15 protein-coding genes and 2 tRNA genes are annotated in these 16,477 nt (G+C 48.3%); 11 read left to right on the top strand and 6 right to left on the bottom strand.

The window, feature by feature from the left end; translation table 11 throughout:
- Positions 1 to 162 precede the first annotated feature (162 nt).
- Positions 163 to 1,356, bottom strand: a complete 1,194-nt coding sequence (locus H6629_19270; GenBank protein MCB9069918.1) for an amidohydrolase — start codon at positions 1,354 to 1,356, stop codon at positions 163 to 165.
- A 96-nt stretch (positions 1,357 to 1,452) separates the two neighbouring features.
- On the opposite strand from H6629_19270, the gene H6629_19265 reads away from it, so the two are divergent.
- Entirely contained in the window at positions 1,453 to 1,698 is a 246-nt protein-coding gene (locus H6629_19265) for a hypothetical protein (protein ID MCB9069917.1), read from the top strand.
- A 6-nt stretch (positions 1,699 to 1,704) separates the two neighbouring features.
- Here the strand turns inward: H6629_19265 and H6629_19260 are convergent, their stop codons facing one another.
- The 3 genes from H6629_19260 to H6629_19250 form a co-directional block, all read right to left on the bottom strand.
- On the bottom strand, positions 1,705 to 2,004 hold the full coding sequence (locus tag H6629_19260; protein MCB9069916.1) for a hypothetical protein: 300 nt from the start codon (positions 2,002 to 2,004) through the stop codon (positions 1,705 to 1,707).
- A 142-nt stretch (positions 2,005 to 2,146) separates the two neighbouring features.
- The gene (gene dctP, locus H6629_19255; GenBank protein MCB9069915.1) at positions 2,147 to 3,277 is read right to left on the bottom strand and encodes a TRAP transporter substrate-binding protein DctP; all 1,131 of its coding nucleotides are present in this window, start codon (positions 3,275 to 3,277) and stop codon (positions 2,147 to 2,149) included.
- Between the two features lie 148 nt (positions 3,278 to 3,425).
- Positions 3,426 to 3,809, bottom strand: coding sequence for a GxxExxY protein (locus H6629_19250; protein ID MCB9069914.1), 384 nt, complete (start codon positions 3,807 to 3,809; stop codon positions 3,426 to 3,428).
- A gap of 188 nt (positions 3,810 to 3,997) precedes the next feature.
- Here H6629_19250 and mutY point away from each other — a divergent pair, with 188 nt between their 5' ends.
- From mutY to H6629_19225, 5 genes are all read left to right on the top strand, one after another.
- The gene (mutY, locus tag H6629_19245; GenBank protein MCB9069913.1) at positions 3,998 to 5,116 is read left to right on the top strand and encodes an A/G-specific adenine glycosylase; all 1,119 of its coding nucleotides are present in this window, start codon (positions 3,998 to 4,000) and stop codon (positions 5,114 to 5,116) included.
- A 127-nt stretch (positions 5,117 to 5,243) separates the two neighbouring features.
- A complete protein-coding gene (locus H6629_19240; GenBank protein MCB9069912.1) occupies positions 5,244 to 7,040 on the top strand; it encodes a VCBS repeat-containing protein in 1,797 nt (598 codons plus the stop codon).
- 70 nt (positions 7,041 to 7,110) lie between these two features.
- Positions 7,111 to 7,653 (top strand): DUF1579 family protein, encoded by a 543-nt coding sequence (locus tag H6629_19235; protein ID MCB9069911.1) that lies wholly within the window; start codon positions 7,111 to 7,113, stop codon positions 7,651 to 7,653.
- Between the two features lie 115 nt (positions 7,654 to 7,768).
- A complete protein-coding gene (locus H6629_19230) occupies positions 7,769 to 8,707 on the top strand; it encodes a TerC family protein (GenBank protein ID MCB9069910.1) in 939 nt (312 codons plus the stop codon).
- A 41-nt stretch (positions 8,708 to 8,748) separates the two neighbouring features.
- A complete protein-coding gene (locus H6629_19225) occupies positions 8,749 to 9,648 on the top strand; it encodes a DMT family transporter (protein MCB9069909.1) in 900 nt (299 codons plus the stop codon).
- A 77-nt stretch (positions 9,649 to 9,725) separates the two neighbouring features.
- On the opposite strand, the gene H6629_19220 is transcribed toward H6629_19225, so the two are convergent.
- Both H6629_19220 and H6629_19215 read right to left on the bottom strand, forming a co-directional pair.
- Positions 9,726 to 10,352, bottom strand: a complete 627-nt coding sequence (locus H6629_19220; protein MCB9069908.1) for a response regulator transcription factor — start codon at positions 10,350 to 10,352, stop codon at positions 9,726 to 9,728.
- Positions 10,349 to 13,840, bottom strand: coding sequence for a hypothetical protein (locus tag H6629_19215; GenBank protein MCB9069907.1), 3,492 nt, complete (start codon positions 13,838 to 13,840; stop codon positions 10,349 to 10,351). The genes H6629_19220 and H6629_19215 overlap by 4 nt, the downstream gene beginning before the upstream one ends.
- Before the next feature lie 196 nt (positions 13,841 to 14,036).
- Between H6629_19215 and H6629_19210 the strand changes: the two genes are divergently transcribed.
- The 5 genes from H6629_19210 (at position 14,037) to H6629_19190 (ending at position 16,374) form a co-directional block, all read left to right on the top strand.
- Positions 14,037 to 14,633 (top strand): hypothetical protein, encoded by a 597-nt coding sequence (locus H6629_19210; protein MCB9069906.1) that lies wholly within the window; start codon positions 14,037 to 14,039, stop codon positions 14,631 to 14,633.
- 43 nt (positions 14,634 to 14,676) lie between these two features.
- Complete coding sequence (locus H6629_19205; protein ID MCB9069905.1) at positions 14,677 to 15,687, top strand: HPr kinase/phosphorylase; 1,011 nt, start codon at positions 14,677 to 14,679, stop codon at positions 15,685 to 15,687.
- The gene (locus H6629_19200; GenBank protein ID MCB9069904.1) at positions 15,687 to 16,073 is read left to right on the top strand and encodes a hypothetical protein; all 387 of its coding nucleotides are present in this window, start codon (positions 15,687 to 15,689) and stop codon (positions 16,071 to 16,073) included. Before H6629_19205 ends, H6629_19200 begins: the two co-directional genes overlap by 1 nt.
- 90 nt (positions 16,074 to 16,163) lie before the next feature.
- Positions 16,164 to 16,236 (top strand) — tRNA-Gly (locus H6629_19195).
- Between the two features lie 49 nt (positions 16,237 to 16,285).
- Positions 16,286 to 16,374 (top strand) — tRNA-Leu (locus H6629_19190).
- Positions 16,375 to 16,477 lie beyond the last annotated feature (103 nt).

Below are 16,477 nucleotides of genomic sequence, written 5' to 3'. Positions count from 1 at the left end.
CGCGCCCGTCGCAAGCGTTATGTGAAGCGTAAAAAAGCTGAAGTGCGTCAGGTAATCGCAGCAAAAAAGAAGTAAGCTGTTGTTGATTGCAGCGCCGGGATACTGGAACGCAACTGTCGTTTCAGTATCCGGTAAGCTGCTGATATTGTTTAACTTGCCCGTTCAATTCCCTACAGACAAATGTATCAGTTGACAAACGAAAAACGCCATGCCGTTTTTCAACGATTCCGCAGGTATATCAAATGTGCCTTCGTGCAGGCTGGCGGTTGTGCGTTCCGTTCGGACACCAACACGAACCATGCTGCCGGGCACGTGATTTAAATAATAACTGAAATCATCGCCGCCGGGCGTGCGGAATTCGGTGTTCATTTCCGCAGCCAGCCAAAAATGGTTTTCGACATTGCGGATTAGTTGACCGGTGAGTTCGGGGTCGTTATAAATAGCCGGTGCACCATTTTTAACGCGAAGCTCAATCTCGCAACGATTTTCCGCAGCGAGGCTGTCGAGATAGGGACGGAACCGCGCCAAAAACTTTTCCTGTTTTTCCGGATTCGCGAAACGCAACGTGCCGGTCATGTTCAGTTCGCGCGGGATAATATTGTAACCCTGCCCGGAGTGAATTTCGGTGAAAGTGAGAATGACCGGCGAGTCCCGCAAATCCATTCCGCGATAGATCATGCTGTAGCCATCCTGAATAATGCGGCTGGCGATCCACAGCAAATCCGCCGTTTCGTTCGGTCGCGCGGAATGTCCGCCGGCACCGCTCAGTTTGATGTCCACCCGGTCGCTGCGCATGTTCACCCAACCGGATGCCAGCCCAAACGTGCCCAACGGCAATCGCGGTTCCAGATGCATGCCGAGCGCCAGTTTGACGCCGTCCAGCACATTTTTTTCAATCATTTTCGGAGCGCCGCTGTCCGATGGTTCTTCCGCCGGTTGAAACACAAATCGCAAATTGTGCGGCAGTTTCACCCCGGATTTGTGGATGGCTAACAGCGTTCCCAACACCATCGCTGTGTGTCCGTCGTGTCCGCAGGCGTGACAAACACCGGCATTTTGGGAGCGATACGGCTGATCAATTTCATCCTGAATGGGCAGCGCATCCACATCCGCCCGCAACATGATAAACGGTGCGTCCGGCTGAAATTCGAGATCCACCACCAGCGATGTGTCCAGCGGTTTGCGCATAGCGGTGATGCCGTGTTCGCGCAGTTTGCGTTCAATCCGCCCGATGGTTTCGTGTTCCTGCCAGCTCAGCTCGGGAAAGCGGTGCAGCTCTTCGCGGAACGCGACGATTTCGGGGTATAAATCTTCCACAATGTTGGCAATTGCGGTCATTTCTGTCTGATTTTGCATGATTTCGATCCTGTTTTATCTTGTTCGATGACGGATTCAAATTTAAATTGCCCGTTCAAATTACGCACTGAAAAAAATAAATGATGGTAGAATTTGATGGAAAACCGGAATCTGGTTGGCAGGCGATACGAAGATTTTTTGCGGCACGACATTGTGATAAATTTGACGGACGAAGAGCGGCTGTGGCGGGCGATTTACGCTGATCCGCGATTTAATTCGCTGGTTGAGCGGCGCACAACGATTCGACGGAAAACGGATATTCCCGAAGATAATTCAACGCCGCTGTTCCATGCGGAAAGCAGTTTTGTATTCACCGATGATGCCGGAGATGATTGGCAATAGGGCAGGTTATTCGCGCAAACCATAGCGGAAGGCGATTATTTCCAGTTCGCGGTTGAATTGCAGCATATCGTCCTGATCGTCGCAAAGCATGGTAATTTCGATCACGTTGCCATCGCTGGCCTGGGTAATGACCGGCGGTTCGGCAATCGCATCCAGATATTTCTGCATAAATTCCTGGACAGCCGCTTCCACTCTGGCGCGATTATCCAGCACACGGGCGCATTCAAAAATAATTTTCGCAGCAAACGGTTCCGCAGGAATCAGGTCAGACCGGTTGCGCCCCAATAGTCGATTCAACATTTTCATCTATTTAAAAGCTCCTTCGCTCCAAGCTAACGTTAATCCCTAATAAAATAATCGCTTTTTCAGATTTTCGGTGACAACCATCACGTAATCAAAAAGAATTCGTTCGTTTTGCGGGAATATGCAAAATTTTTGCATATTTTGGCTATAATTCACCCAAATCTGAATAATACACTTTTTCGGAAATCGCAGACCATTTGGCGATTTGCTTCCGGAAATTTTGATACGATTGGTAAACTTTTTGGCTGAACGGGTCATTTTCCAGCACTTCGGCAATGGCTTCATCGGAAAATTTTTTCAATCCGGCGAGCACGTCATCGGGAAATTTGAGGAGCTTTGTGTCAAATTCCGTCAATATTTTTTGGAGATATTGGTTGTTCTTCGATTCAAATTCCGCCAGTATCCAGCTGTTTGCCCGCATTGCCGCTGCGCGGATGATGTTTTGCAAATCCGTTGGCAAGCCATCAAACGCGGTTTTGTTGACAAACATTTCCAGCACAGCCGATGGTTCCTGCCAGCCCGGATAATAATAGTATGCGGCAACTTTTGGAAATCCCATCAAATAATCGTGATATGGCCCGATCCATTCGGTTGCGTCGATGACATTCCGCTCCAGATTGGTGAAAATCTCGCCGCCGGCAGAGAGCACGGCAGAGCCGCCGGCTTTGCTGATGACTTTTCCGCCCAAACCGGGGATGCGCATTTTCAATCCTTTAATGTCCGCCATCGAATCGATTTTTTTGCGAAACCAGCCGCCCATTTGTACGCCGGTGTTGCCGCAGGGGAACGGCACCAGATTGAATTGGGCATAAAGTTCTTCCCAAAGCTGCATCCCGCCGCCGGCGATCAGCCAGGCGTTCATTTGCTGGGCATTCATCCCGAACGGAACGGCACAGAAAAATTGTGCTGCCGGCGATTTTCCAGCCCAATAATACGCCGCACCGTGACCCATTTCCGCTGCGCCCTGGCTCACGGAGTCGAACGCTTCCAGTGGCGGAACGAGTTCGCCGCCGCCGTAAACGCGGATTTTCAGCCGTCCGCCGGACATTTCGTCGACCCATTTTGCAAACAGATCCGCGCCTTCGCCGAGCGCCGGAAATTTTGGCGGCCAGGTTGTTACCATTTTCCAGTGATAGGTTTTGCCGGTTTGCACCGCGGGTGCGCCGTTTGCTGCGGTTTCTTCTTTGTTGCCGCAGGCTGCCAATATTCCGGCGCTGCCGGCTGCGGTAACAACGGCTGCTTTTTTGATAAAATCGCGACGATTAATATTGGACATTGCAGACCTCCGGCAGTTGCTATTTTTTTGTTTTTTTCCTACGAAATATACGAAAGAAACGAAATAAAATTTAATGCTACATACTCAATGTTCCGGTTTTCAATTTACTCGATATCCAATTTTTGAGATTTGTATAGTAATGATACTTTCATGGCTGCTTTATTTGATTTAAAAAGTATGCTGCCTTGTTTTCCGCCATAACAAATCTTTCATATTCGAGTTTTGGGTAATGTCCGAAATTTATGAGTAATCCCAATTTCATTTCTGTCGCATTCAAATAGTTTAAGATTTGTGCTCTGTGTTCATCAACTAAAGTTGAAACAGATTTTATCTCCAAAATTATTTTATCATAACAAATAAAATCGGGTTTAAACAATTGTTTTAATTCATGATTACGATATGTTAATTTTACCTCTTGTTGGGATCTAAAAGGGATATTTTTTACCTTAAACTCAATTTCCAGACATTCCTGATAGACGGCTTCTAAAAAGCCACAGCCTTTTTCTTTGTAAACATTAAAGCATGCACCCATAATTGCATAACTTTCATCAGGATAGATTATTCCGGGCAACTTTAACGCCTTTTCGTTTCTTTCGTGCTTTTCGTAGGGTAACTCTTTTGAATTCAGATAATTAAACAAAGATGAGGCAAATCCGCAAGTGCAGGTGCCGGAAAAAATTTCGCTTGAAATGCAATCGGAACGAAGATAAACTGTGCACCATGAAAAAAACGGCGTCAGAAATTACATTTGATGAAACACAGCGACAGCAATTCCGGCAGCAATTGCTGGATTGGTACGCTGCTGAACAACGCGATTTGCCCTGGCGAAGCAGCGGATTGCCGTATCAGATTTGGGTGTCCGAAGCGATGTTGCAGCAAACGCAGGTTGCTACAGTGATCCCGTATTTTTATCGTTTCTTGGCGGCGTTTCCCAATATTGCGTCACTTGCGGATGCGGAGCCGCAGCAGGTGCTCAAATTGTGGGAAGGATTGGGCTATTATTCCCGTGCCCGGAATTTGCAAAAAGCAGCGCAGCAAATGGTCGAAAAATTTGGCGGGGAAATTCCGGCGGATTACGAAGCGTTCCGGCAATTGCCGGGCGTTGGTCCGTACATCGCGGCGGCGGTGCAGAGCATCGCGTTTGACCAACCGTATGCAGTTGTCGATGGCAATGTGAAGCGTGTTTTGGCGCGATTGCTGGGCATCGACGCGCCGGTGAATGACCCAAAATCGCTGATAATTTTCCAGCAATTTGCGGATGAACTGCTCGAAAAATCCCGTCCCGGCGATTACAATCAGGCGATGATGGAGCTTGGTGCGCTGATTTGCCGACCGAAACAGCCGCTCTGCGGCAACTGTCCGGTTCGCGAAAACTGTTTCGCTGTTGCGAAAAATATGCAGCCGGAATTGCCAAAACGACTGGTTCGCGAAGCAACGCCGGTGCAACACTGGCTGATCGCTATCGTTGAAAAAAACGATGCGGTGCTGCTCGTTCGTCGCCCGGAAAATGGTTTGCTCGGCGGTTTGTGGGAGTTCCCGACTGTCGAAAACGTTTCCGGAACGATGGATGAAAAAACGGTTATCCAAAGTATTCGTGATGTTTGTGGTGTATCTGTTTCTGGCATCGAATCACTGGAACCGGTTCGCCACGCATTTACCCATTTCAAAATTATATGCCATGTGTTTCGCTGCGAATACGTTTCCGGAGATATCGCGGTTGCCAATTCCCGCGATTTTGTTTGGGTGAAATGGTCGCAAATCAGCGATTATCCGCTCCCGAAAACCCACCACAAAATTCTCGATCAACTTGGCGATCGCCAAACCCGCCTTTCGATATGACAGGTGATCATATTTACCCCGAATTTCCTCAAAATCAGCAAAAATATCTCCACAATTGGGTATGTTCCGACAACGCCGGAAACCGTAGTTTGGTGCAGTAACTTTAACCAAACTATGGAGGTTAGCTATGTTTTTTCTTTTACTGATTCAGCGATTACAGTTGTCTTGCGCGATTGCAATCATTGGCATTTGTTCGTCGTTGGCAGTTGCGCAGTCGTTTGAGCCATTGTCCGGGCTGGAATATCCTTTTGTGGGGAACGGTCCCGGTGGATATCAGGGTGCCAGTTTTGTGGATTACGATGGCGATGGCGATCTGGATGTGTTTATCGGCGTGGTTGGGTTGTTTCGCAACGATGGCGGCGTTTTTGTGCAATTGACAAATTCCGGCATCGGCGGCAGCGTCGGGCATAGCTGGGCGGATTACGATAACGATGGCGATCTCGACCTGTTCACCGTTGGTGCTTTTGGCTTCCTTTATCACAACAACGGCGATGATACGTTTTCCAAAAAATATGCCGGCGCATTGATCGATTCGGTTTTGCATCGGGCGTGGTCGTGTGCATGGGCGGATATTAATAATGACGGGTTTGTTGATATTGCCACCAATCATCCGGCCGGATTTATCCCGCCAACCAACAATCCGACGATAAACCATTTATTGCTAAATGACGGCGCACCGGCATTTTCGTTTACAGAGCTGGATTCCAACCTGATTTCCAACGGTTTTCAGCCATACACGGTGGGCAGTTGGAGCGATTACGATCAGGATGGCGATATCGATTATTTCATCGGTTCCGGTCCGGCGAACGGAACAGTTGCACCGGATTTTCTCTACAAAAACTTGTTTGTCGAATCGGGGATGATCGATTTTGAGCGAATCACCACCTCGCCGATTGCGACAGATAATCAGGACGGACAGCTCTGGAACTGGATCGATTTCGACAACGATGGCGATCTCGATGCTTATTTGACCAACTGGGCAGGCGCAACCAATCGCTTTTATCGCAACGATGGCGGCACATTTACGCGATTTTCCGGTATCCCGATGGTCACCGATCCCGGCGCATCGTTGGCATCCATTTGGGGCGATTTTGATAACGATGGCGATCTCGATTGTTATGTTGGCAACGATAACAGCGTGGCGGATCGTTACTATCGCAACAATGGCGACGGCACGTTTACCGACATCGATACGCTGGCATTTCAGGGTTCATCCACCCGTCGCAGCGGTGCGGCCGGCGATTTTGATAACGATGGCGATCTCGATTTGCTGCTCTCCGGACCCACGGCAAATATGCAATTGTTTCGCAATAATGTGGGAAATAGCAACGGCTGGATCAGCGTGAAATGCGTTGGCACGCGCTCCAATCGTGCGGCGATCGGAACAAAAGTTCGCGCCAAAGCGACGATCAACGGCAATGCCGTTTGGCAGCTTCGCGAAATTTCTTCCCAAAATTCGTTCAATTCGCAAAACGATTTGCGGGTGCATTTCGGCTTTGGCGATGCCGCTCAAATCGATTCGCTGCGCATCGAATGGCCGTCCGGTATCGTGCAGGAAATGGGTACGCTGAGCGTCAACCAATTCATGGAAATTACCGAAGACAGCACGCTGACCGGATTACCCGGTGAAAACGGCGGCGTTGCCCAACGGTTTGTGTTGGAACAAAATTATCCCAATCCGTTCAATCCGGAAACGGCAATTCGCTATCAATTGACCGTCAACAGCGATGTGCAACTGGCAATTTACGACCTGCTCGGTCAGCAGGTGAAAACGTTGGTCAGCGAATCGCAACCTGCTGGAAGTTACGAAATACAGTGGAATGGAACGGGTCAATCCGGGAAAAATGTTGCCAGCGGCGTGTATTTATATCGGTTGGAAACCGCAGGTTTTTCCGCCACCCGCAAATTGGTGTTGATGCGGTAAAACGAAAATTATGATAGTAAACCGGGAGTTCTTTGCTCCCGGTTTGTTGTAAAATGTAAAGGAGAAAAAAGTGCACAAACTGTTAATTTTATTGATGTTCGCAATCTTGCAATTTGCTGCGGCACAGAACTCCCAAAAACCGTGTTCCGCACCGGAAGCACGCCAATTCGATTTTTGGATAGGGGAGTGGGAACTCACCTGGCCGGGCGGGCAGGGCGGTACGCCGGAAGGGCAAACCGGGCGCGGTGTCAACCACGTTGTTCAATATTTGGGCGAATGCGTTATTTTTGAAAATTTTAGTTTTGCAGATAGCTCGTTTATCGGCAAAAGCTGGTCGGTTTACAATTCGCAAAAGCAGCTGTGGCAGCAAACCTGGGTGGACAATAGCGGCGGTTATCTGCTGTTTACCGGCGGATTTGCCGATGGAAAAATGGAGCTGCGAACAGCGCCTTTTCAACGCAATGGTGTCACTTATGTTTCACGGATGGTGTTTCGGAACATCGCTGCGAACAGTTTCGATTGGGATTGGCAACGCTCCGCCGATAACGGTGAAACATGGCAGGATGTGTGGAATATTCACTATCAGCGGAAGACAGAATCAGCCGGAAAATGAACCATTTTCCCACAGCGTTTTACCGAATATTGCCACAAAATCCCTGATTTTCCTTTGTTGTGCTAACAATAATTCGTAATTTCCTCACCGCATTTGGAAAAATCATGGAGCTTAAATGCCCGATTCGTTAACGTTGTGGCTGATTTTCATCGCTGTTGTTGTGTTCATGCTTGCGTTGGATCTCGGCGTTTTTCATAAAAATCCCCATAAAATTTCTGTAAAAGAAGCGGCGATCTGGAGTTGTGTCTGGATCGGCGTTTCGCTGTTGTTCAATCTCGGATTATATTTTTACGCCGGATCGGAACTGGCGTTAAAATTTCTAGCCGGTTACCTCATTGAAAAATCCCTGAGCGTGGATAATATTTTTGTTTTTGTGATGCTGTTTTCCTATTTCAGCGTATCGCCGCCCCAAGCACGGCATCCTTTTTGGGGAATTATCGGCGCTGTGGTGATGCGCGGACTGCTGATTGTTGCCGGTGTTGCCCTCATCAACCAGTTTCACTGGATCATTTATTTATTCGGTATTTTCCTCATTTTTACCGGTTACAAAATGGCGTTCGGCAAAGAAGATTCGGTTGATCCCAACAAAAACCCGGTGCTCACTTTTCTGGAAAACCAGAAATGGCTGCCGGTTGTCAATATTTTTGAAGAAGGTAAATTTTTTGCCCGTCACAACGGGCAGTGGGTTGCCACACCCATGTTTGTGGTGCTGATTGTGGTGGAAACCACCGATGTAATGTTTGCCCTCGACTCCATCCCGGCGATTTTGAGTATCACAACCGATACATTTATTGTGCTCAGTTCCAATATTTTTGCGATCCTCGGACTGCGGGCGCTGTATTTTGTGCTCGCGGGAATCATGGATATTTTTCATTATTTGAAATATGGGCTGGCAATTATCCTATCGTTTGTCGGGCTGAAAATGCTCATTTCCGATATTTTTCATATTCCGGTTGGCTGGGCGTTGGCGGTAATCGGCGTGATTTTGCTGGCATCCATTCTACTGTCTCTGCATCACAATAAAAATGCGAAGGCAGCCAACTTGCAATCCTGATACGCTGTTCTCTCAACCTTTTCCATAGAAAAACCTCATACATGAATAATCGTAATATATTGGGAATATTGCTCTTAGCTTCACTTTGGGGACCGTCGTTTTTGTTCATTAAAGTAGCGGTGCACGAAATTCCGCCATTAACGATGGCGGCTGCGCGGGTGACGATTGCCGCGCTGATTTTGCTGGTTGTGCTGCGGCTGCGCAAACGCGCTCTGCCCAAGGGGCGGCACATGTGGCTGAAATTTACCATCGCCGGATTGTTCGGCAACGCGATGCCGTTTGTGCTGTTCAACTGGGGTGAATTGTATATCGATAGCGCGCTGGCAGCAATTCTCAACGGCACAACGCCGCTGTTTACGCTGGTAATTGCCCATTTTTTTACGGATGACGACCGGCTTTCCACCCGGAAAATTATTGGCGCAATTATCGGATTCGGCGGATTATTGGTGCTGGTTGCACCGTCGCTGTTCGGCGGCGTTGAGGCGACAACTTTGGGATTGCTGGCGGTGTTGTTGGCGGCATTTTGTTACGGCGTGAACATTGTTTTCACCCGAACATATTTGCGCGGTTTACCCGGATTGGTCGCTCCGGCAGCCCAATTGTCGATGGCATCAGTGTTATTGATTCCGGTTGCGTTGCTGGTGGATCAACCGTATCAACTGGCGTTTCCCTCATTGCCGGCGGTGTCGTCACTGTTCGCACTGGCGATCATCGGAACGGGGCTGGCGTTCATCGTTTATTACCGATTGCTGGAAACCACGCCCGCCAGTTCGATGGCCATGGTTACCTACCTGATTCCGGTTTTCGGGATTTTTTTAGGTGTGGTTGTGTTGAATGAAACGCTCAGCTGGAACGCCTACGTTGGCTGTTCACTGATTTTGATCGGTGTGATGGTGGTGAATAACATTATCCGGTTTCCCGGCAAAACGGTGAACGTTTGATGTGGTGGGATTCCATTTTTACACGAAAGGATACCATTTTTATACAAGGGAGGCAATTCGTGAATTGCCTCTACGGATCACACCAATTTTTCCCGGATCGCTTTGGCAACCGCCTGCGCGTTGGACGAAACGTGCAATTTTTTGTAAATATTTTTGATGTGCGTGTGCACCGTCCCCCGGGAAATGCACAGCGAATCCGCGATCATTTTGTAACTTTCCCCTTTACACAATTGCGATAAAATTTCCGTTTCGCGACGGGTGAGCGGATCGTTGGCGCGTGACGCATTTTTGCGAAATGACCGGATTACGCGGCGGGCGATAGGTGCACTCATCGGCGCGCCGCCGTTGTGGATTTCTTCAATCGATTTGAGCAGTTTTCCCGGTGAAGTGGTTTTTACCAAATAGCCACTGGCACCCGCGCAAAGCGCCTCAAAAATCATCGCATCGCTTTCGTGGATGGTAACCATCAAAATATCCAGCTCCGGTAAAATTCCCCTAAGTTGTGGTATTGCGGAAATTCCGCTCATTCCCGGCAGCTCGATATCCAGCAGCAACACGTCCGGCATCAGCTCGCCGATGCGCTCAATCGCGCTTTCGCAATCGCGAAAAACACCGGTGCAGGCCAATCCCGGCGATCCGCTGATCAGCAAAGCAAGCGCTTCGCGGATGTCGTCGTCATCTTCCACAATCGCCACGTAAATCATGAATTTCTCCTTTGCGATTCTGTTGCGCCGTCGTCTGGCAACGGATGGTTGTGCTGGTTTAACGCGAGCACCAATCCCTGCCCAGGCTGCGAAAATATTTTCAGAATTCCGCCGATCAATTCGGCTCTTTTTTTCATGTTTGAAAATCCGTTGCCCCGTTGAAAATCCACAGTTTCCATTCCTGCGCCGTCGTCCGCCAGCCGGATTTCGTATCCGCTTTCTGTGATCCCAAATGATAGCAACACTTCGTCGCAATTGGCGTGTTTCAGCGCATTTGTCAACGCTTCTTTGAACAGCAAAACAAGGTTTCGGCGCTCGTCCATCGGCAGTTGCAGATGCTCCAAATCCTGCGCTATGCCGTTTACGGAGAGCCGCACATCGGTATCTTCGAACAGTGATTCGGCAAATTGCCGGAGATGAATCGCCACATCGTAAAGTGTATCTTTTTCAGGATTTAGCGACCAAATAAAATCGCGAGTGTCCGTTCCCAAACGAGTGGCGGAGTCGGTAATTTTTTGCAGATAGCGCAACAAATGGCGCGATTGCCGTTCCGGCAGATCCGCAACATCGGCGCTGTTCGCAGACTGCGACATTGCAAACGGACGCGGTGCCGATAGTTCCCGGCGAATCAGTTCGCCGAACAGCGTAATTTTGGCAACCTGATGCCCCAATTGGTCGTGATAATCGCGGGCCGTTTGCTCACGAACGTGATATCTTTCGGCTTCGCGGACAGCCGCGATCACTTCCGCCTGCCGCACTTTTTGGCGAACCCGCCAGTGGTGAAATAGCCCGGCAATCAGCGAAATCAATACGAAAGCCAACCCGTAAAACCAGGTTGTTTGCCAATATGGCGGCGCAACAGTAATGCGCAATTCCTGTATTTTCGGGTGCCATTTGCCAGCCGGATTTGCTGCGTTTAGTTGCAAAACATATTCACCCGGCGGCAGCAGCGGAAAGCTGATTTGCCGGTTTGCATCGGTTATTTGCCAGCCGTTTTCCTGTTCGTTCAGACGATACCGCACCTGGTTTTTTTGCGGCAAACGGTAATCGGGCACAGCCACATCCAGTTGCAGGGAATGGTCCTCGTATGCCATTTCCAGCACACGATTGCTGCGAATTTCCTGCAATCGTAATTGCCCGATTGGCTGCTGGTTTATGGACACATTTACGATCATCACGGGGAAAGTAAGCTCATCATTATCAATATGTTGCGGGTCGAATCGGTTCAATCCGTTGATGCCACCGAACAGCATCTCGCCGGCGGCTGTTTTGGCAAAAACACCCGGCGAAAAAATATTGCTTTGCAGCCCGTCTTCCAGCGAAAAATTGCGGATTTCCAGCGTTTCAGGATTTAACCGCGATAAACCTTTTTGCGTACTCACCCACAAATTTGCGGCATCATCCGCCAGAATTCCGCAAATCACGCCATTTGGTAATCCGTGCCGTTCGTCGACGGTTTTAAAAATTCCGGTTTTCGGATCAAACAGGTTCAGCCCGTTGCTGGTGCCGACCCACAGCGATTGTTGCCCGTCGTTTTCCACCGCGTGAATGGCATACACATAATTATTGCTGATCGACTGCGGATCATTCAGCCGATGCCGGTAGTTGCGGAACGTGCCGCTTTCCGGCAAAAATTTGCTCAGCCCGCCGTAGCTGCCCACCCAAATGGTGCCGTCCGGTGATTGAAAAATGGTCAAAACAGTCGGGTGGGGGAGGCTGCCGCTATCGCCATCGGCGCGGAAGTGTTGCCAATTGTTTTGCGGAAAATTGGACGATTCCATGCGGCTCAGCCCGTTTCCGGTCCCCACCCAAATTGCCGGTTGGCTGGAAATAGTATCCACCAAAATGGCATTTACATAATTGCTGCCAATGCTGTTGGGATTGTTTCTATCTGATTGGAAATGCTGAATTTGTCGCGGTTGTTTTTGAGAAATATCCCAAACAAATAAACCGTTACTTGCGCTGCCGATCCACAGTTGCTGTTGATTGTTCGCGCGCTGTTCCGCCAATGCGGAGATGCCGAATTTTTCGGAGAACCCCGGAACATCGAGTTGTTCCACCGGATCGCCGGGAATCGAAACCGGCAGTTGTGATTTCTGAAAATCGGTGTTTGGTGTCGGAGTAATCCGGTTCAAACCATTGTTGGTACCCACCCAAATGTTGCCGGAATTGTCACACAAAACCGAAGTTACCGCCGCGCCGGATAGCGTTTGCTCATTCCCGGGCAATTGGGAATATTGCAAAAATTGTTGCTGTCCCGGCACAATTTTACACAAATCGCTTTGATAAATGCCAAACCACAGCACGCCGGATTGATCCTCCAGCGCCGTGAGAACATTGTTTCCCGGTAAGCCGAACGGATTGGCGGGATCGTGCGTTTCATTCAAAAAATAGCCGTTGATGCGATGCTGTGGCGTCAAATACGAAAGTCCGTTGCCGGTGCCCACCCAAATCGTGCCGCTTTTATCTTCGTGAATAAAATTGATGTAATTGCCTGTAATCGAGTGCGGATTATCCGGTGAATGCGTAAAATGCCGGGAAAAGCGCCCGCTGGCGCGATCGTCGAGCGCCGACACATGAATCCCGGATGGTGTGCCAATCCAGATATTGCCTAGCCGGTCTTCCATAATTTCAGTGACAAAGTTGCTGACGTTTCCCCCTTTTTCGGTGGAAAAATCTGTTACATTTTTGAATGTGATCGAACCGGCTTCCGGTGAATCGATCACGGAAATGCCGCGATTCGAGCCGACCCACACAGCACCGGAGCGATCGCGATACACTTTGCGAACATATCGTCCGGCGATGCTGTTGGCATTTGCCGAATCCGGCCGGTGAACTCGCAATTTCAGGCTGTCAGAATCAGGGAAAAACTGCACCAAACCATTTCGGTCGGCAGCAAGCCACAGGCACCGTTGCCCGTTTTCGGCAGTTTCGGTGATCGACCAGATCATTGCTAACGGTGTTGCCGTGGGTCCCGATTCTTCCGGCGTGTATCGCAGGAAAGTTTCTGTTATCGGATCAAATCGATTCAGCCCGCCGCCCCAGGTTCCTGCCCAAATTTTGCCCCGACTATCTTCGAACAATGCAATAATATCATCGTATGATATCGAATGCGGGTCTGTCGGGTCATGCCGGAAAACGCGGTAGCGCGTGCCGTCGTAACGCACCAGTCCATACATGGTGCCGAACCACAAAAATCCAGACCGGTCCTGTAACATCGCATAAACCAGATTGTGTGAGATGCCGTCTTCCAGCGAAAGCCGGTCAAATTTGAGCGATGCCTGCGGCGGCTCAAGCGCAAAAAGTGTTACACAGCAACAAAAAATTGCTGTAATGCAAGTTGTTGAAAAAACTGATTTTATAAGATTGATCGTTAAAGCGATATGTTTAAAAAAGTTTTTTTGCGGTAGCACGTTTTTTTCCCGGGTGATGCCCAATTGTAAGTGAACGGAGGCGAGAAAATGGCGGTAATCCCTTAACGCCTCCATAGTATTGAGCCGTTAAAAATTAATGTAAAATAATACAAAACAACCATTTCTCAATCCATACCCAATACGGGGGATTTTTTTCTTTCAGGGTAACGAACAATCGATTTTTGCTTGTAATTTTCCAAAACTCTGGTTAAAATGATCCGCACACAACGATTCTCAATGGTTGCAATGGATGCAAATGTAAGGAACCTCAATGATCAACGAACACCAGCGTCAGCGATGGCACTTTCTGAAGAATTTTTTAAGAAATCCAATGGAAGTCGGTGCGATAGCACCCAGCTCGCAAGAGCTTGCAAAAATGATGACTGCAGATTTACACCTTCGCCCCGGCGATACGGTTATTGAACTTGGCCCCGGAACCGGAGCGCTAACAACCCAGATACGACATATTTTACCTGACACCCAGTATTACATCGGCATTGAATGCGAAGCACGATTTGTGAACATGTTACAAAAAAGTTTTCCGGATATGCGATTTGTAAAAGGTCGGGCAGAACATGCTGTCCGTTTACATCGGCAAAGTGGGTTGTCGCCGGTTCGGGCAATCATTTCCGGTATTCCGTTTGCTAACCACTGGGGCGGCGATTTGCGAACAGAAATTATTGATACGCTTGAGCAATTAATGACACCGGGTTGCGTATTCCGGACATTTCAATATGTTCATGCCTACACATTGCCACCGGCGCTGCGCTTTCGCAAAGAAATGAGTGACCGATTTGGAAATTATCGCCGCAGCCGCGTTGTTTTCCGCAATTTACCGCCAGCATTTGTGCTTACCTGGAAAAGGTAATTACATTGCAATCCCAGACAAATGGTGCATTTAAGGAGTAGTTGTGAACAGAGCAACTGAGCTTACCGTCAAAAAATTTTTTGAAGAAAATCGTCATAAGCTAAAGCTGGAATTGCTCGGCAAGATGACCGGTGAAGACCGCTTGATTGTGGAAAGCGAATTACACAGACCCGGTTTGGCCTTGGCGGGATTTATCGAATTGTTTACCTATAAACGGGTTCAGGTGCTCGGAAATACCGAAATAAGGTATCTTGCCTCGTTGGACGATGCCAGCAGAGATGTTGCGTTGGCAAATCTTTTCAAATTTCAGATACCCTGCGTTGTGGTTACCGATTCCAACGATCCGCCAGAAAGATTGCTGGAAATTGCAACCAAGCAAAAAATATGTGTATTCCGTTCCCCGCATCCGACCACTGTATTTTATCATCTTGTAAGCGATTATTTGCAGGAAATTTTTGCAGAACGAACAACATTACACGGCACATTGGTTGATGTTTTCGGAATCGGGCTTTTATTCACCGGGCGAAGCGGCATTGGTAAAAGCGAAATTGCACTGGATCTCGTCGAGCGCGGACATCGGCTGGTTTCCGATGATATGGTGTTTGTTACCAAACGCCACGAAGAAATATTGATGGGCGAAGGTCGCGATATCTCCGAACATCTAATGGAAATACGTGGCTTGGGGCTTATCGACGTAAAACGGATTTACGGCATTTGGGCGGTGCGGGTTCATAAACGCATCGAAGTTGTGATAGAATTGGTCGATTTCGATTCCAGAGCTGACTACGACAGAACCGGTTTGGATGCCCAATCTACTAAAATTCTCGATGTTGATATTCCGCTGATTGTATTGCCAATAAATCCCGGGAAAAACATTACCGTTATTGCTGAAACAATTGCGATGAACCATATGCTCAAACTTCAGGGAATAAATACGGCTCAGGAATTTAACCAACGATTGCTCGAACGGATGCGCAAAAAAGGTAACAAAAAGATAACACCCAAACATGAAGATATTAAACGGTTTGGCTCGTTGGAAAAGGATTTCGAATAATGATTACCGGAATTATCATTTGTCATGGTCAATTGGCTGCGGAGCTAAAAAATGCAGTAGAGTGTATTTTAGGCCCTGTAGAATCGCTGCTGACATTTAGTAATGATAAGTTATCACCCAGAACATTATATGACCAGATCGTTCATGCGATGGAAAACCAAACCGACAGCCCGATGATAATTATGGTTGATTTACGAGGTGGCAGTTGTTGGTCTGTTGCAAAACTGTTGACCAAAGAGTTTCAACAAATGCGTATTTTAACCGGTGTAAACCTGCCGATGCTAACGGCTTTTCTGACCAAACGACGCCAAAACGATTTACAAACTCTGGCAGAAATTATGGAAAATGATGCGCATCGGGGCATTCTGCTGGAAAATGGATTGTGATTTTTGTGGCAAAAAAATAGTGATTAAGTGTTGACAAGCGAATCTTCGAATATTATATTTTACGCGCTTCAAATAAGAGGCAAAAGCATTGCGAGAATAGCTCAGTTGGTAGAGCACAACCTTGCCAAGGTTGGGGTCGCGGGTTCGAGTCCCGTTTCTCGCTCAACATAAAACGAAGTACTCGCAAGGCTGTGAGTACTTTTTTTGTTTGTGCCCGGGTGGCGGAATTGGTAGACGCAAGGGACTTAAAATCCCTCGGACAGTTTTGTCCGTGCCGGTTCGAGTCCGGCCCCGGGTACCAGTAAAAACAAGAGCTTATGAGAATTATTAAAACTCATAAGCTCTTGTCTTTTTTAGCAATTATTCTAATATTGTGCCGTAGTCGTGCCTTACCTCATTTAGGT

It is taken from the genome of Calditrichia bacterium (assembly GCA_020634975.1).
GTDB lineage: Bacteria > Calditrichota > Calditrichia > RBG-13-44-9 > J075 > JACKAQ01.
Note: the sequence above shows the minus strand (reverse complement) of the source record. Positions and strands in the feature narration are given on the sequence as shown.

What these genes read in the sequence shown, in the direction of transcription:
- H6629_19270 (MCB9069918.1), bottom strand. Translation starts at nt 1,356, where the DNA reads ATGCAAAATCAGACAGAAATGACCGCAATTGCCAACATTGTGGAAGAT.
- H6629_19265 (MCB9069917.1), top strand. Translation starts at nt 1,453, where the DNA reads ATGGAAAACCGGAATCTGGTTGGCAGGCGATACGAAGATTTTTTGCGG.
- H6629_19260 (MCB9069916.1), bottom strand. Translation starts at nt 2,004, where the DNA reads ATGAAAATGTTGAATCGACTATTGGGGCGCAACCGGTCTGACCTGATT.
- dctP (MCB9069915.1), bottom strand. Translation starts at nt 3,277, where the DNA reads ATGTCCAATATTAATCGTCGCGATTTTATCAAAAAAGCAGCCGTTGTT.
- H6629_19250 (MCB9069914.1), bottom strand. Translation starts at nt 3,809, where the DNA reads ATGGGTGCATGCTTTAATGTTTACAAAGAAAAAGGCTGTGGCTTTTTA.
- mutY (MCB9069913.1), top strand. Translation starts at nt 3,998, where the DNA reads ATGAAAAAAACGGCGTCAGAAATTACATTTGATGAAACACAGCGACAG.
- H6629_19240 (MCB9069912.1), top strand. Translation starts at nt 5,244, where the DNA reads ATGTTTTTTCTTTTACTGATTCAGCGATTACAGTTGTCTTGCGCGATT.
- H6629_19230 (MCB9069910.1), top strand. Translation starts at nt 7,769, where the DNA reads ATGCCCGATTCGTTAACGTTGTGGCTGATTTTCATCGCTGTTGTTGTG.
- H6629_19225 (MCB9069909.1), top strand. Translation starts at nt 8,749, where the DNA reads ATGAATAATCGTAATATATTGGGAATATTGCTCTTAGCTTCACTTTGG.
- H6629_19220 (MCB9069908.1), bottom strand. Translation starts at nt 10,352, where the DNA reads ATGATTTACGTGGCGATTGTGGAAGATGACGACGACATCCGCGAAGCG.
- H6629_19215 (MCB9069907.1), bottom strand. Translation starts at nt 13,840, where the DNA reads ATGGAGGCGTTAAGGGATTACCGCCATTTTCTCGCCTCCGTTCACTTA.
- H6629_19210 (MCB9069906.1), top strand. Translation starts at nt 14,037, where the DNA reads ATGATCAACGAACACCAGCGTCAGCGATGGCACTTTCTGAAGAATTTT.
- H6629_19200 (MCB9069904.1), top strand. Translation starts at nt 15,687, where the DNA reads ATGATTACCGGAATTATCATTTGTCATGGTCAATTGGCTGCGGAGCTA.